Below are 15,019 nucleotides of genomic sequence, written 5' to 3' on the forward strand. Positions count from 1 at the left end.
GGCCACTCCTGTCACTCTTCGCGCGTGAATACACGCCTTGACGGATTCTTTTCGATCACCGAACGCGGGTCGACCATCTCGCGGGAGGTCCGCGGCGGTCTGGCCACCTTCTTCACGATGGCCTACATCGTCGTGCTCAACTCCTTCATCCTCGGCGGGATGGCGGACAAGGACAAGCAGTTCCTGGGTGACGTGGTCACCTCCGGGGCGCAGTTCCCGATGATCGCCGCGGCGACCGCGTTCGTCGCGGGTGTGTTGACCATCGTGATGGGCCTGGTGGGCCGCGCGCCGTTCGCCGTGGCGGCGGGCCTGGGCCTCAACGCCTTCGTCGCGTTCGGCATCGCGCCCAACATGTCGTGGGAAGACGCGATGGGCCTGGTCGTGCTGGAGGGCCTGATCATCGCGGTGCTGGTGCTGACCGGCTTCCGCACCGCGGTCTTCCACGCCATCCCCCCGGCGCTCAAGACGGCGATCAGCGTGGGCATCGGCCTGTTCATCGCGCTGATCGGCTTCGTGGACGCCGGGTTCGTGCGCGCCAACGCCGCCCCGCCGCTGACGCTCGGCATCGGCGGCGCGCTCGTGAGCTGGCCGATGTTCGTCTTCGTCATCGGTGTCCTGATGACGTTCGTGCTGGTGGCGCGGAGGGTCAAGGGCGCGATCCTGATCGGCATCGTCGCCAGCACGGTCCTGGCGCTGATCGTGGAGGCGGTCGCCAAGGTCGGCGGCGCCAACGGCGGCAAGAACCCCGGCGGCTGGCAGTTGAACACGCCGACCTTCGCCGACCTGCAGATCTTCGGCATCCCGGACCTGAGCCTGCTCGGCCAGTTCAGCCTGTTCGGGGCCTTCTCCAAGATCCCGCTGCTGCTCGGCGTGCTGCTGGTCTTCACCCTGCTGATCACCGACTTCTTCGACACGATGGGCACCGTCGTGGGCGTCGGCGGCCAGGCCGGGCTGCTGCGCGAGGACGGCACGATGCCGCGGACCAGCCAGATCCTGTTCGTGGACTCGGTGGCCGCTGCGGCCGGCGGCGCGGGCTCGGTCTCGTCGAACACCACCTACGTCGAGTCGGCGGCCGGCGTCGGCGAGGGCGCGCGGACCGGTCTGGCCAGCGTCGTCACCGGTGTGCTGTTCCTGTTCGCGGTCTTCCTGTCGCCGCTGGTCAAGGTCGTGCCCTACGAGGCCGCCGCGCCCGCGCTGGTCGTGGTCGGCTTCATGATGATGACCTCGGTCAAGAACATCGACTGGGACGACTTCGAGATCGCCGTCCCGTCCTTCCTGACCATCGTGCTCATGCCGTTCACCTACTCGATCGCCAACGGCATCGGCGCCGGGTTCATCAGCTTCGTGCTGATCAAGCTCGCCCGGGGCAAGGCCCGCGAGGTGCACGGCCTGATGTGGGTGGTGGCCGCGCTGTTCGCGCTGTACTTCGCGCTGGGCCCGATCAAGATTCTGTTCGGTCTTGACTAGGTAAGGCAGGCCCTACCGAAATTCCGGGTGCGCGCGGGGTTACGGAGGACGCCGGAAGATCGCGACACTTGGGCGGTGTCTACCACCACTGGCAGTGACTTCGCCCACCTGTCGAGGATGATCAAGGACGCCGGTCTGCTTGACCGGCGTCCTGTCTATTACCTCCTCCGGCTCGCCCTCGTCACCGTGGCTTTCGCCGGTGGCTGGCTGCTGTTCGTGTCCGTCGGCGACTCCTGGTGGCAACTCGCCGTCGCCGTCTTCCTCGCCGTCGTCTTCGCCCAGGTCGCGCTGGTCGCGCACGATCTGGCGCACCGCCAGGTGTTCCGGTCGCGGAGCAGTTCGGCCGTCGCCGGCCGGATCGCCGGGAACCTGGGCATCGGGATGAGCTACGGGTGGTGGATGGAGAAGCACAACCGCCACCACGCCAACCCCAACCACGAGGACCACGACCCGGACGTCGACCCGTCGCTGCTGGTCTGGTCGGAGGAGCAGGCGTCGCGGGCGACCGGGCTGTCGCGCTTCATCGCCCGGCGCGAGGCCTGGCTGTTCTTCCCGCTGCTCACCCTGGAGGCCTGGAACCTGCACGTCTCCGGGCTGCGCAGCCTGCGGACCATCCGCGGGCGCGTCCTGGAGGGCGCGCTCCTGCTCGCCCACTTCGCCTGGTTCTTCGGGCTGATCTTCGCCACGTTGCCGGTGGGCAAGGCGATCGTCTTCGTGCTGCTGCACCAGGCGGTCTTCGGGGTCTACCTCGGGTGCACCTTCGCGCCCAACCACAAGGGCATGCCGGTGCTCACCGCCGAGGACGAGCTCGACTATCTGCGCAAGCAGGTGCTGACCTCGCGCAACGTGCGGGGCGGGGTGGCGATCGACGTGCTGCTGGGCGGGCTCAACTACCAGATCGAGCACCATCTGTTCCCGAACATGCCCACGCCCAACCTGCGCCGGGCTCAGCCGATCGTGCGGGACTACTGCGCTTCGCTGGGCGTGCCGTACGCGGAGGCGGGGCTGATCGAGTCGTACGGCATCGCGTTGCGGCACATGCACCGGATCGGGGCCGAGCTCAGGGCGTCTTGAGCTGCTCCGCCGTACACCCTGAGCAGGCCCGGAGAGCGGGCATCATGGAAGGGCCCCGGAATCGGGGCCCTTCGCCGTGACGGATCTCACACCGGGCGGGGTATCACATGGTGAGACATGTCCGTATTTGAAGGGGAATATACGTGCGCTTTGTGATAGTTAGCAAGGGTAATGAATCATGCTAACGAATCCTCCAAAGTTGGACCTGCGCAGCGACGCGGGCCTGGCCTCGGTCCTGCGCGTGTCGCTGGCAAGGCTGACCAGGCGACTTCGACGACAAGCAGCGGCACACTCCCTGACGCCCACCCAGTTCGCGACGCTCGCCGCCGTGGAACGCCACCCCGGGATCTCACCCGGCGAGCTGGCCGACCTCGAGAAGGTGCAGCCGCCGTCGATGACACGGGTGATCGCGTGGCTCGAGGAGCGCGGATTGGTCGCGCGCACACCGCACCCCAGCGACCGGCGCCAGGTGACCGTGAACGTGACCGAGTCGGGCGAGGCGCTCCTGAAGGAGGAGCGTCGGCGGAAGGAAGCCTGGCTGACACAACGGCTGAAGGAGCTGACTCCGGAGGAGCGGGCAGTGCTACGGCAGGCCGCCCCGATTCTGGAGAAGCTCAGCAAGATCTAGGGGAACATACCCGGACCGGGATGTTCCGGTCGCTCCGTATCCACAACTACCGGCTCTTCGCCATGGGCGGCGTCGTCTCGAACGTCGGCGGCTGGATGCAGCGCACCGCCCAGGACCTGCTGGTGCTCCAGTTGACCGGGGGCAGCGGGGCGGCGCTCGGCGTCGCCACGGCGCTGCAGTTCGCCCCCATATTGCTCTTCGGCATGTTCGGCGGCGTGCTGGCCGACCGCTACCCCAAGCGGCCGTTGCTGGTCACCGCCCAGGCGCTCATGGCGGTGCTCGCCCTGGCCATGGGCGTGCTCACCGTCACCGGCGCGGTGCAGGTGTGGCACGTCTTCGTGATGGCGTTCGCGCTCGGCCTGATCTCCTGCGTGGAGGTGCCGACGCGGCAGACCTTCGTGGTCGAGATGGTCGGACGCAAGGACCTGCCGAACGCGATCGCGCTGAACGCCTCCAGCTTCAACCTGGCCCGCGTGGTCGGCCCGGCGGTGGCCGGACTGCTCATCCACGCCCTGGGGACCGGGCCGATCTTCCTGCTCAACGCGATCTCGTTCGCCGCGGTGATCTCCAGCCTGTTGCTGATGCGCAAGGCCGAGCTGAACCCAGCCGAACCCGTGCCGCGGGCCAAGGGGCAGTTGCGAGAAGGCTTCCGCTACGTCCTGCGAAATCAGGACCTCCTCATGCCGGTGCTGCTGGTCGGCTTCGTGTCGATGTTCGCGCAGTCGTTCTCCATGTCGATCGCGCTGATGGCCACCGAGGTCTTCGCCGCGGGCGCCTCCTCCTTCGGCCTGGCCTCCAGCATGTTCGCGGTCGGCGCGCTCGGCGGCGCGCTCCTGGCCGCGCGGCGGGCCCGGCCCAGCAAGAAGCTGCTGGTCGCCGGGGCGCTCAGCTTCGGCCTCTTCCAGATCGCGACGGGCATTGCTCCCTTCTACCCCCTGTATCTCCTGCTACTCGTGCCCACCGGAATCGCACTGATCACGGTGAACACGGCCGCCAACGCGAGTGTCCAGCTCGCCACCTCGGCCGAGATGCGAGGCCGGGTCATGGGCATCTACCTGCTGGTCTTCACCGGCGGAGCCCCGCTGGGCGCACCGCTGATCGGCTGGCTGTCCGACCTCGGCGGCCCGCGGATGGGCGTGGCCCTGGCCGGTGCGCTGGTCGTGGCAGGCACCGGGCTGGCCGTCCTGCTCAGCCGGGTGATCGGCGCGCGCGTCCAGCGCGCAGAATTGACCGATGAGACTCTTCGCGGCGCTGTTGCCGCCGGATGAGGTGCTCGACGAGATCGAGCGGGCGATCGCGCCGCACGTGGGCGAGGTGCCCGGTCTGCGCTGGCCGGACCGGGCGACCTGGCACATCACCCTCGCCTTCTACGGCGAGGTGCCCGACGCGGTCGTGCCCGATCTGCGGGTACGGCTGGCGCGGGCCGTACACCGGCATGCCGCCCTGGACCTGGCCTTCACCGGGTTCGGGGCGTTCGGCAGCGCGCGGCGGGCCCGGGTGTTCTGGGCCGGGGTCAGCGGCGACTCGGCGGAACGGCTGAGCGACTCGGTCAAGGCCGCCGGACGCCGGGCCGGAGTGCCGCTGACCGACACCAAGCGCTTCCACCCGCACCTGACCCTCGCCAGGGCCAGGGACGAGCAGGACCTGCGCCCGCTGGTCGAGTCGCTGGCGGGCTTTCGCGGCTCGACCTGGCGGGCGGCTGAGGTGCACCTCATGCGCAGCGTGCTGGGACCGCCGCTGGAGTACCGGTCACTGGCCTCCTGGGCGCTCGGCTGAGCCTTTTGGTAGCTGGGTCACCTGGTTGTGCGGGCTTCGGCATCCCGGGGGCTCGGCTAGGCTCCAGGGCGTGGATCGTCCTCGCCTCTGGCTGCTGCCCATCGTGCTCGGCCTGCTCCTTGTGATCGTCGTGGTCGGCGCGCTGCTGCAGTGACCTACCAGGCGTAGTCCTCCGGCGCGGTGCGGTGACCAGGGAAGATCTCGTCGAGGCGGGCCAGCGCCTGCTCGTCCAGGTCGATCTCCAGGGTCCGCATGCTGCCGTCGAGCTGCTCGATGGTCCGCGGCCCGATGATCGGTGAGACCACCGCGCGCTGCCGGAGCAGCCACGCCAGGGCGACGTCCGCGGGCTGCTCGCCCAGCTCGTCACAGAACTTCTCGTATGCCTCGATCTTGTCGCGGTGCTTGTCGAGCTCCTTGACCATGTGCTCGCTCGCCGAACGGCCCTTGTCGATCTTGCGCAGCACGCCGCCCAGCAGGCCGCCCGCCAGCGGGCTCCACGGGATCACGCCGATGCCGAGGTCCTCGGCGGCGGGCAGCACCTCCAGCTCGACCTTGCGGGTGAGCAGGTTGTAGTGGGACTGCTCGCTGACGATGCCGAACATGCCGCGCTTCTCCGCGACGTTCTGCGACTTGACGAGGTGCCAGCCGGCGTAGTTCGAGGTGCCGACGTAGAGGATCTTGCCCTGCTGGCGCAGGACCTCCATCGCCTCCCAGAACTCCTCGAACGGCGTGCTCCGGTCGATGTGGTGGGCCTGGTAGACGTCGATGTAGTCGGTCTGCAGCCGCTTGAGCGAGGCGTCGGCCGCGCGGCGGATGTGCAGGGCCGACTGCAGGTTGTCGTTGGGCCAGTCACTCATCCGGCCGTGGAACTTGGTGGCCAGGACGGTCTTCTCGCGCCGCCCGCCGCCCTGGGCGAACCAGCGGCCGACGATCTGCTCGGTGACGCCCTCGCCGGTCTTCCAGCCGTAGACGTCGGCCGAGTCGAAGAAGTTGAGACCCAGCTCGTGGGCCCGGTCCATGATCGCGAAGGAGTCCTCCTCCGTGGTCTGCGGACCGAAGTTCATGGTGCCGAGGCAGAGGGGGCTGACCTTGAGCCCGCTTCGTCCTAGGTTCACATAGTCCATGCGGTCAACCCTAAAGACCTGGAGTGCACTCCAGGCCAGAGGCCGTTTCCGAGCGACCGCCAGAGGCCGTTCTTGGTAGACCGAGAGTGGCCCGACGGGAGATCTGGAAGTTGCCCGGCGGGTTTCGCTGTTCCATGAGCTCGTTCCGGAAACTGTCGGTGCCGTCTGATGCACTGTCCCGCGTGCCCCGCCCCCAGCCCACGCCTGCGCTGCCCGACGGCCCTCAACCCACGGCTGCGTTGGTCCGCGGCGCTCAGTCCACGCCTGAGCTGTCCCGCGGGTCCCAGCCCACGCCTGGGCCGCCTCGTGGGCCCCACCGCACGCTGATCAGCGCGGCAGTCCCGATCTTCCTGTCCATGATCACCAGCCTGGTCGGCGTGCTGATCGGCACCGCAGTCCTGGGCCACCACGCCACCGCCGCACTGGTCGCCTTCGCGCTCTCCCAAGCGGTCCTCAACCCCGCCACCGCCGCCGTGGCCGGCGCCCTGCGCGGCATGTCGCCCTTCCTCGCCCCCCACCGCGGCAACCCGGCCGCCGCCCTCCCGGTGCTGCGGGACGCGCGCTGGCTGGCACTCTCCCTCGGTACGGCAGGCGCCGTGGTCGTGGCGTGCACCCCGCTCATCGCCCGGGCGTCCGGCGCACCCGCCGAGGTGCTCGCCGAACTCGGCGCACTGCCCTGGTGGCTGGCGGCCTACATCGCCGTCTTCGCGGCCAGCGGCGGGGCCGGGGCGGCACTCATCGCGCTCGGACGCAGCCGCCCGGTCTTCTGGGCCTCGCTGGCGGCGACCATCACCGAGGTGGTGCTCGCCCTGGTGCTCGTGCCCGTGCTGGGGTTGCCCGGGATGGGACTGGCCTTCCTCGCCTCCGCCCTGGTCAGCACCCAGGTCGCCGGCTTCTTCCTGCGCCGCGTGCCCGGCCTGGAGTCCTACTCCGCCTGGCCCGGCCGCCCCCGGACCGCCGAGATCCTGCGGATGGCCCGGGTCGGCCTCCCCATGGCCGGCACCACGCTGGTCAAGTTCGCCGCCCTGGCCGTCGTCACCTACGCAGCCGCCCGTACCGGGGTGGCCGGTGCGGCGGCGCATGCCGTGCTCAGCTCGACGATCGGGTTCCTGTTCCTGGGCGCTTTGGCGGTGGCCATGGCCTCCATGCCCGAGGTCGCCCGCGCCCAGACCGTCGCCGAAGCCCGCCGCGTCACCCGCGCCGCCCTCACCGTCGGCGGTGGGGTTGCCTTGGTGGGGGCCGTGGCGGTGCTCCTCTTCCAGGACGCGATCTTCGGCCTGCTCACACCTGACCCGGCGGTGCGCGGCGTGGCGGCTTCCCTGGTGGGGCTGCTCGTCCTGGCCTCACTGGCTGATGCTGTGCAGATGGTCATGGGATTCGGCCTCAGCGGCCTCAAGCGCTCCTGGTGGAGCTTGGCCAGCTTTGCCGGGTCTTACGGGGTTCTGGTGCTGGCCATCCATCCGGTGGTGTCGACCTGGGGGTTGGCTGGGATCTGGTGGGCCATGCTGGCCAACGGGGTGGTTTTGATCGGTCTGCAGAGCTACGGCTTCCACCGATTCAGCGGCCGCCTCGAAACCACCCCGCCCCCGACCACCACCCCTTCCACCTCCGCCACCAGCCCGACTCCACACTGAGCCCGCGACTCCACACTGAGCCCGGCCGATCCCACACTGAGCCCGGCCGATCCCGTGCTGAGCCCGGCCGGTCCCGTGCTGAACCAGTCGTTCCTTGCGCTGACCCGGTCGTTCCTGCGCTGAGCCCCAAGCCCGCGCAGGCACCTCGTCCATTCCTCCCTCGGCCGCCGGGCGGCCCGCGCTGAGCTCGGCTGAACTCGCGTTGGGCCCCTGGCCCCGCACGGCCACCTCGACTGCTCCCTCCCCTCAGCAGGGCCGATCCCGCGCTGAGGCCAGCCCGCTCAGCCACCTCGGCCCGCGCAGCAACCTCTCCTCCCGGCTACCTGGTCCGCTCAGTTGCCTTGGCCCTCCTCCCGCTCCACGTAGCCCGGTTCATTCCGCGTGAGTCCGGCTCGCCGGATCACCTTCCCCCGAGCCCCCTCGCTGTGCCCCGCCCTTCTCCTCCCGAGGCCCCGACGGCGGGGGCTGGATTGGACTTCGGTTGGTGCGTGCTGGCTCGGTGCTCTCAGTGCAGAGGTGGAGGTGGGCGGAGGCGGAGGAGGGTGAGGTTGGGCGCGGCGGAGCCACGGGGGCGGGTCGGGGGTCGGGCGGGGTGGAGCTTCGAGGGCGAGTGGGGTGGAGCTTCGAGGGCGAGTGGGGTGGAGCTTCGAGGGCGAGTGGGGTGGAGCTTCGAGGGCGGGCGGGGTTAAGGGGTTGGGGGTTGGGCGTCGTGGGCGAGGATGGCGAGTTGGATGCGGTTGACCATGCCGAGCTTGGTCAAGGCGCTGGAGATGTGGGCCTTGACGGCGCCGACCGAGAGGTGGAGGCGGTCGGCGATCTCGCTGTTGGAGATGCCCTCGGCCACCGCCTGGGCGACCTCGCGTTCGCGGGGGGACAGGAGGGACAGGCGGGCGCTGGCCTGGGCGGTGCGGTGGTCGCGGGTGGCGTCCCGGGTGACGTGCGAGATGAGGGTACGGGTGACGCCGGGGGACAGGACCGGCTCGCCGGCGGCGGCTTGCCGTACCGCACGGACGATCTGGTCGGGCGGGGTGTGCTTGACGAGGAAACCGGCGGCACCCGCGCGGAGGGCGGCCAGGACGGTGGCGTCGCCGTCGAAGGTGGTCAACACGATGACCTCGGGGCGGTGGCCTTGGCGGGTGGTTACGGCTCGGGTGGCGGAGATGCCGTCGAGGTACGGCATGCGGACGTCCATGAGGATCACGTCGGGGGTGAGGCGGTCGACGGCGTCCATGACGTCGGCGCCGTCGGCGGCGTCGCCGACGACCTCGATGTCGGGGTCGCCGCGCAACATCAGGCGGAGGCCTGCGCAGACCAACGGGTCGTCGTCGACGAGCAGGACCCGGATGACGTCGGCCATGGTCACAACGTAGCTCGGTGGGGGCGGGTGTGGGGGTGCCGTCTCTATGGAGCTTCGGGCCGATGGGGGGTGGGTGGGCCATCTCGCCCGGCCACCTGGCGTTCCCCCGCCCACCTGACGTTCGCAGGCCCACCTGACGTTCGCAGGCCCACCTGGCGTTCGCAGGCCCACCTGGCGTTCGCAGGCCACCTGGCGTTCGCAGGCCCACTTGGCGTTCGCAGGCCCTCCTGGCTCTGCCCCGCCCACCTAGCCCTGCTCCGCCGCCCTCATTCTCCGGCCGAATCCCGCCCCCCACCTGGCCCGTCCCTCTGGCCATCGGTCTTCCCGCCGCCCCACCTGGCGGCCCGTACCCTAAGCACCGATCAGCCCGCCGCCTCCACTTGAGCCCGCCCCCTGATCACCGATCAGCCCCGCCACCCCACCTGGCCCGCCGTGGGGTGGCGGGGGTCAGGGGGTGTGGGTGGGGAGGTGGGCGGTGAGGTGGAAGGTGCCGTTGGTGTGGCCGTGGGTGAGGGTGCCGCCTTCCAGGGTGACGCGTTCGGTGAGGCCGACCAATCCGTAGCCGCCGTTGGCTGCGGCGGGGTGGGGGCTGGGGTTGGTGATGTGGACGGTGAGGGCTGGGCCTGGGGTGATGGTGACGTGGACCGGCGCGCCGGGGGCGTGTTTGCGGGCGTTGGTGAGGCCCTCCTGGACGACCCGGTAGATGGCCCGTTCGAGCTGGGGGCGGAGACCGTCGAGGGTGGTGGGGCAGTCCAAGGTGACGGGCTGGCCTGCGGCGGAGGCGTCGGCGACAAGCGCGGGAAGGTCGGCCAGGCGGGGGTACACGGGTGGGCCGGTCAAGGGGCGGGGTGCGGGAGCTTCGGCCGGGTGGGGAGATGTGGGAGTGGCGGTCAGGTGGCGGTGTGCGGGAGGGGCGGTTGGGGGGAGGGTGGGCAGGGTCGGGTGAGGGGGGAGGGTGGGGGTGTCGTCACGGAGGATGGAGAGGACCTGGCCCAGCTCGTCCAAGGCCAGGCGGGCGTTGTCGTGGATGACGCGGACGGCGGCGTCGACCTCGGTGGGTTCGAGGGCGGGTGCCTGGCCGGCGCCGGCGCGAGCCGTACGGTAGGCAAGGGCACCGGCGTGCACGGAGAGCAGCGAGATGCGGTGGGCGAGGACGTCGTGCATCTCGCGGGCAAGGCGGGTGCGTTCGGCACGGCGGGTGTCGGCGAGACGGGCTCGGTGCTCACGCTCACGGACCTCGGCCTCACGGCGCAGGTCGATCAGGACGAGGCGGCGGCTGCGCACGATGAACCCGGCGCAGAGCGGGCCGACGAACAGCAGCGCGGTCCAGAGGATGATCGTGATGCGGCTCATGCCGGGCGGGTCGGCGAAGAGGGCGTAGTAGCTGACGCCGAGCAGGTGGAGGGCGGCGACGGCGACGGCGCGGGTCCAGGGCTGGTGCACGGCGAGGGTGAAGACGGCGACCATGGCCGCCCCGAGCGCGGCGCCGGAGAGGAACAGCGCGGGCAGGAGCAGCAGCGCGACCGCGACGGGGTACCGGCGGCGGGCCCAGACGGCCAGGCAGGCGAGCGCGCCGACCCAGGGGTTGATCGCGATCATCCACTCGGGGACGAAGTCGACGCCGGCGGGCGGGTAGCCGATGACGCCGTCGAACCACATGGCGACGGCGAAGGCGAAGAGGGCGGCGTCGGAAGCCCAGTCCCGTGGCGTCCGGCGGCGGCGGCCGGGCACGAGTTCGCCGGGCATGAGCCAGTAGGGCGCCTGGACGGGCTGGTGCCGGGGGGTCATACCGCCGAGCCTACGTTCGCCGGGCCAGGCGCACTCTGGCCGATCGGCCAGGGGTGGTGGCCGGTGGACCAGTGCGCGGCGCGGGCCGTACGGCGTGCACTGGTGGCATGACACAGGTGGTCCTGGCCTGCGAGGGCCTGAGCAAGCGGTTCGGGGATCGGGTGGCGGTGGCGGAGCTGTCGTTCACCATCGCCGAGGGGGAGACGTACGGGCTGCTCGGCCCGAACGGGGCGGGGAAGACCACGGCGATCTCGATGATCGTCGGCATCATGCGGCCGGACGCGGGCGTGGTGCGGGTGGACGGGGTGGTGCATTCGGTGCGCAACACCGCGGTGAAGGCGGTGATCGGCTATGTGCCGCAGGAGCTGGGGTGTTACCCGGAGCTGAGCGCGCGGGAGAACCTGCGCTTCTTCGCCCGGCTGTACGGCTTGCGCGGCCGGAGCCGGGTGGAGGAGGTGCTGCGCGTGGTCGGCCTGGAGGCCAGGGCGGACGAGCCGGTGTCGGGCTTCTCCGGCGGCATGGCCAGGCGGCTGAACATCGGCATCGGCCTGCTGAACCACCCCCGGCTGCTGGTGCTGGACGAGCCGACCGCCGGGGTGGATCCGCAGAGCCGCAACGCCATCCTCGACAGCGTCGGCCGGCTGGCCGGGGAGGGGGTGGCGGTGTTGTACACGACGCACTATCTGGAGGAGGCCGAGCGGTTGTGCGATCGGGTCGGCATCCTCGACGAGGGCCGGCTGCGGGCGGAGGGCACGAAGGAGGAGCTCACCGGCCTGGTCGGCGAGCCCGATCTGGAGTCGGTGTTCCTGCAGCTCACCGGGCGGGAGTTGCGGGACTGATGGGGACGATCCTGCTCAAGGACCTGCGCCAGCAGACGCGGGAGGGCACGGTCGTGCTGTTCGGGCTGGTGCTGCCGCTGGTGCTGGCGTTCGTGCTCGGCCTGGCGCTGGGCGACCAGCCGGCGGGGCCGGGGTTCGATCTGACCACGCGGCTGGCGGCCGGTTCGTCGGTGTTCTTCCTGTTCTTCGTCGTCTCCGGGATGACCGGGTTGCTGCGCGAGCGCCATCTCGGCACGCTGCCGCGGCTGCTGGCCGCGCCGGTCGGGGACGCGGCGATCCTCGGCGCGAAGCTGGTCGCGGGGGTGCTGCTCGGCCTGCTGAGCATGACCGCGCTGGTGCTGATCACCACCTTCCTGTACGGCGCGCGCTGGGGCCCGCCGCTGCAGGTGGCCGCCCTGGTGTCCGCGACCGTGCTGGCCGCGTCCGGGTTGTCGGCGGCGGTGGCGGCCTTCGCCAGGACGGCGGAGCAGGCGGTGAACCAGCAGGGCGCGCTCGCGGTGGTGCTCGGCCTGACCGGCGGCGCGTTGTTCCCGCTGCCCCGGACCGGCTGGGTGGAGTGGGTCAGCCTGCTGGCCCCGCACCACTGGTTCCTGCGGGGCCTGGAGGAGGGCGAGCCGGCGCTGCCGGTGGCGGTGTTGCTGGGAATGGCGCTGGTGACCGGGGCGGTCGCGGTGGCGAGAGCGGGAAGGACGTTGCGGCCATGAAGGTGTGGGCGATCGCGCTGGTGGAGCTGCGCCGGGCGGTGAAGGAGCGCAGCAACCTGTTCTACATGGGGCTGATGCCGCTGCTGCTGGTGTACCTGCTGGGCTCGGTCTTCGGCGACCGGACCCGGGCCGAGCCGCCGGAGCACGTCACGGCGCCGGCGATGGTGTTGATGTTCGTCTTCTTCATGTCGCTGATCGTGGCGATCAACCTGGCGGCGAGCTTCGAGTCGGGGGTGTTGTACCGGGTCTACGCCGGTCCGGTCCCGGCGGGGGCGATCGTGCTGGGGCAGGCGCTCGGGCGGGTGCTGATCGCGCTGGCTCAGGCGCTGATCATCATCGCCGGTTCGGCGGCGCTCTACGGGGTGCGGTGGGGCGATCCGCTGGGGGTGGCGGCGTTGACCGTGCTGTTCGTGCTGGTGGGGGCGGGGGCCGCGCTGGTGCTCGGGTCGGTGCTGCGGCAGCAGGGGCCGGTGTTCGCGGTCGCGATGATCGTCGGGCTGAGCCTGCCGACGCTGGGCGGCAGCCTGGCGCCGCCGCTGGAGCACATGGACCAGCCGTTGCGCACCTTCGCGCACTTGACGCCGCACGCGTGGGGGCATCTGGGGTTCGGGGCGCTTCGGGCGCCGGGGGCGTCGGTGCTCGACATTCTGCCGAGCCTGGGGGTGCTGGCTGCTTATGCGCTGGTGTTGCTCGGCGTGGGGATGTGGGCCTTTCATCGGCGGCTGGCCAGGGTTTAGGACATTTGTCGTGCCGCGCCGGGGATTCTTGGATCTGCCGGGCCGTACCGGCTGGTTCCTAAGGTCGAGGGCATGAGAGCGATGAGTGGATCGTGGTCGTGCCGTGTCCGGCTTCCGGCGCGCACGGCCTAGGTTGGTGCGGTGAGCGCTTGGCTCGAACCGCCGGACGGCCGGCCGTACCACGCCCTCGACCTGCGGCGGCTCAGCCCGTTCTGCCTGATGGTGGCCGGGCCGGTGTGGAGCACCGTCGAGGGGCACTACCGGCCCGTCTGGCTGGCGTGGACGGTCGCGGTGCTCGGCGCGGGGCTCTTCGTGGCGGTGGTGCTGCTGGCCGCCCGTGGCCGGGGGAGGGCGGCGTGGCTGCCGTTGGCCGCTCTCGGCGCGCTGTCGGCCGCGGCCTGCCTGGGCTGGGGTGCTGACTGGTTCTACCTCTTCCCGCTGGTCGGCCTGGGGTGCGGCGCCGCGCTCACCGGCCGGGCGGTGCCGCGGGTGCTGCTCGCCTGCACGGCCTTGGTCGCCCTGCTGAGCTGGCGCGACGGGGCCGGGATCGGGGAGATCATGGCTTTCGCCTGGGGCACCTTCGGCGCGGGCGCGGTGCTCGCCGCCTTCCTGCACCTGCACGCGCTCATCGGCGAGCTGGCCAGGACCAGGGAGAAGCTGGCTCGTGCGGCGGTGGCCGAGGAGCGGCTGCGCTTCTCCCGCGACCTGCACGACCTGCTCGGGCACACGCTCTCGGTCATGGTCGTCAAGGCCGAGGCCGTCCGCCGGCTCGCCCCGCGCGACCCCGAGGCCGCCGCCGGGCAGGCGGGGGACATCGAGGTTCTGGGGCGGGAGGCGCTCACCCAGGTCAGGGCGGCCGTCACCGGGTACCGCGGGCGGGGGCTGGCGGCGGAGTTGGACTCCGCGCGGGTGGCGCTGGCCGACGCCGGTGTCGCGCTCGCCGTGGAGGTGGCCGAGGTACGGCTCGCGCCGGAGACCGACGCGTTGTACGGCTGGGCCGTACGGGAGGGGACCACCAACGTGATCCGGCACAGCCGGGCTAGCACCTGCGAGATCAGCCTCGCGGGCGGAGAGGACGGCACCGTGCTGGAGATCCGGGACGACGGCAGCGCCCAGACGGCACCGGCCGGCGGTGCTCATGGGCATGGGTTGCGCGGGCTTGACGAGCGGGTCGCCGCGGCCGGCGGGACGATGAGTGCGGGGCCGCGGCCGGGTGGCGGGTTCGTGTTGCGGATCGAGCTGCCGTGATCCGGGTGCTGCTCGCCGAGGACCAGGGCATGATGCGCGACGCCCTGGCCCTGCTGCTCGGCCTGGAGCCGGACTTGGAGATCGTCGCCCGGGTGGGCGCGGGGGACGAGGTGCTCGCGGCGGCCCTGGAGGCCAGGCCGGACGTGGCGTTGCTGGACATCGAGATGCCCGGCCGGAGCGGTCTGGAGGTGGCCGCCGAGCTGCGGGAGGCCCTGCCCGCCTGCCGGGTGCTGATCCTGACCACCTTCGGGCGGCCCGGGTACCTGCGCCGGGCCATGGAGGCGGGAGCGGCCGGATTCCTGGTCAAGGACGGTCCGGTGGAGGAACTGGCGGCGGCGATCCGGCGGGTGCTGGCCGGGGAGAAGGTCGTCGACCCGGCCCTGGCCGCGGCGGCGTTGAGCGCGGGGGCCAGCCCGCTGACCGACCGCGAGCGCGACGTGCTGGCCGCCGCGGCGGACGGGGCGACGGTGGCCGACATCGCGGCGCGGCTGCACCTCTCGGAGAGCACCGTGCGTAACTACCTGTCGGCGGCGATCACCAAGACCGGCACCCGCAACCGCATCGAGGCCGCCCGCACCGCCCGGCAGCACGGCTGGCTGTAGGCGTCCCCTGGTCCGTTCCGGCTGCGCGGCTGGTTGGAAGG

At 71.3% G+C, this 15,019-nt stretch carries 14 protein-coding genes; 11 read left to right on the forward strand and 3 right to left on the reverse strand.

Annotated elements, in window-relative coordinates; genetic code table 11:
• Positions 1 to 24: 24 nt before the first annotated feature.
• From AB0I67_RS13275 to thpR, 5 genes are all read left to right on the forward strand, one after another.
• Entirely contained in the window at positions 25 to 1,467 is a 1,443-nt protein-coding gene (locus tag AB0I67_RS13275) for an NCS2 family permease (protein WP_357922387.1), read from the forward strand.
• A 117-nt stretch (positions 1,468 to 1,584) separates the two neighbouring features.
• Positions 1,585 to 2,541: an acyl-CoA desaturase gene (locus AB0I67_RS13280; RefSeq protein WP_357923317.1), complete on the forward strand. Its 957-nt coding sequence runs from the start codon at positions 1,585 to 1,587 to the stop codon at positions 2,539 to 2,541.
• Between the two features lie 178 nt (positions 2,542 to 2,719).
• A complete protein-coding gene (locus tag AB0I67_RS13285) occupies positions 2,720 to 3,169 on the forward strand; it encodes a MarR family transcriptional regulator (RefSeq protein ID WP_357922390.1) in 450 nt (149 codons plus the stop codon).
• Between the two features lie 20 nt (positions 3,170 to 3,189).
• Positions 3,190 to 4,437 carry an MFS transporter gene (locus AB0I67_RS13290; RefSeq protein WP_357922392.1) on the forward strand — a complete coding sequence of 416 codons (1,248 nt, stop codon included), beginning with the start codon at positions 3,190 to 3,192 and terminating at the stop codon, positions 4,435 to 4,437.
• The gene (gene thpR / locus AB0I67_RS13295) at positions 4,403 to 4,945 is read left to right on the forward strand and encodes an RNA 2',3'-cyclic phosphodiesterase (RefSeq protein ID WP_357922394.1); all 543 of its coding nucleotides are present in this window, start codon (positions 4,403 to 4,405) and stop codon (positions 4,943 to 4,945) included. The genes AB0I67_RS13290 and thpR overlap by 35 nt, the downstream gene beginning before the upstream one ends.
• A gap of 155 nt (positions 4,946 to 5,100) precedes the next feature.
• Here the strand turns inward: thpR and AB0I67_RS13300 are convergent, their stop codons facing one another.
• Entirely contained in the window at positions 5,101 to 6,069 is a 969-nt protein-coding gene (locus AB0I67_RS13300; RefSeq protein ID WP_357922397.1) for an aldo/keto reductase, read from the reverse strand.
• A gap of 356 nt (positions 6,070 to 6,425) precedes the next feature.
• Between AB0I67_RS13300 and AB0I67_RS13305 the strand changes: the two genes are divergently transcribed.
• Positions 6,426 to 7,703, forward strand: coding sequence for an MATE family efflux transporter (locus AB0I67_RS13305; RefSeq protein ID WP_357922400.1), 1,278 nt, complete (start codon positions 6,426 to 6,428; stop codon positions 7,701 to 7,703).
• Positions 7,704 to 8,388: 685 nt separating this feature from the next.
• Here the strand turns inward: AB0I67_RS13305 and AB0I67_RS13310 are convergent.
• Both AB0I67_RS13310 and AB0I67_RS13315 read right to left on the reverse strand, forming a co-directional pair.
• A complete protein-coding gene (locus AB0I67_RS13310; protein WP_357922403.1) occupies positions 8,389 to 9,060 on the reverse strand; it encodes a response regulator transcription factor in 672 nt (223 codons plus the stop codon).
• A 447-nt stretch (positions 9,061 to 9,507) separates the two neighbouring features.
• On the reverse strand, positions 9,508 to 10,848 hold the full coding sequence (locus AB0I67_RS13315) for a histidine kinase (protein ID WP_357922406.1): 1,341 nt from the start codon (positions 10,846 to 10,848) through the stop codon (positions 9,508 to 9,510).
• 107 nt (positions 10,849 to 10,955) lie between these two features.
• Here AB0I67_RS13315 and AB0I67_RS13320 point away from each other — a divergent pair, with 107 nt between their 5' ends.
• The 5 genes from AB0I67_RS13320 (at position 10,956) to AB0I67_RS13340 (ending at position 14,978) form a co-directional block, all read left to right on the forward strand.
• Complete coding sequence (locus AB0I67_RS13320; protein ID WP_357922408.1) at positions 10,956 to 11,687, forward strand: ABC transporter ATP-binding protein; 732 nt, start codon at positions 10,956 to 10,958, stop codon at positions 11,685 to 11,687.
• Positions 11,687 to 12,391 carry an ABC transporter permease gene (locus AB0I67_RS13325; protein WP_357922411.1) on the forward strand — a complete coding sequence of 235 codons (705 nt, stop codon included), beginning with the start codon at positions 11,687 to 11,689 and terminating at the stop codon, positions 12,389 to 12,391. The genes AB0I67_RS13320 and AB0I67_RS13325 overlap by 1 nt, the downstream gene beginning before the upstream one ends.
• Positions 12,388 to 13,128 carry an ABC transporter permease gene (locus AB0I67_RS13330; protein ID WP_357922414.1) on the forward strand — a complete coding sequence of 247 codons (741 nt, stop codon included), beginning with the start codon at positions 12,388 to 12,390 and terminating at the stop codon, positions 13,126 to 13,128. Before AB0I67_RS13325 ends, AB0I67_RS13330 begins: the two co-directional genes overlap by 4 nt.
• 141 nt (positions 13,129 to 13,269) lie before the next feature.
• Entirely contained in the window at positions 13,270 to 14,376 is a 1,107-nt protein-coding gene (locus AB0I67_RS13335) for a sensor histidine kinase (RefSeq protein ID WP_357922417.1), read from the forward strand.
• Positions 14,373 to 14,978 (forward strand): response regulator transcription factor, encoded by a 606-nt coding sequence (locus AB0I67_RS13340; protein WP_357922420.1) that lies wholly within the window; start codon positions 14,373 to 14,375, stop codon positions 14,976 to 14,978. The genes AB0I67_RS13335 and AB0I67_RS13340 overlap by 4 nt, the downstream gene beginning before the upstream one ends.
• Positions 14,979 to 15,019 lie beyond the last annotated feature (41 nt).

Source organism: Nonomuraea sp. NPDC050310 (assembly GCF_040655795.1).
Lineage (GTDB): Bacteria > Actinomycetota > Actinomycetes > Streptosporangiales > Streptosporangiaceae > Nonomuraea.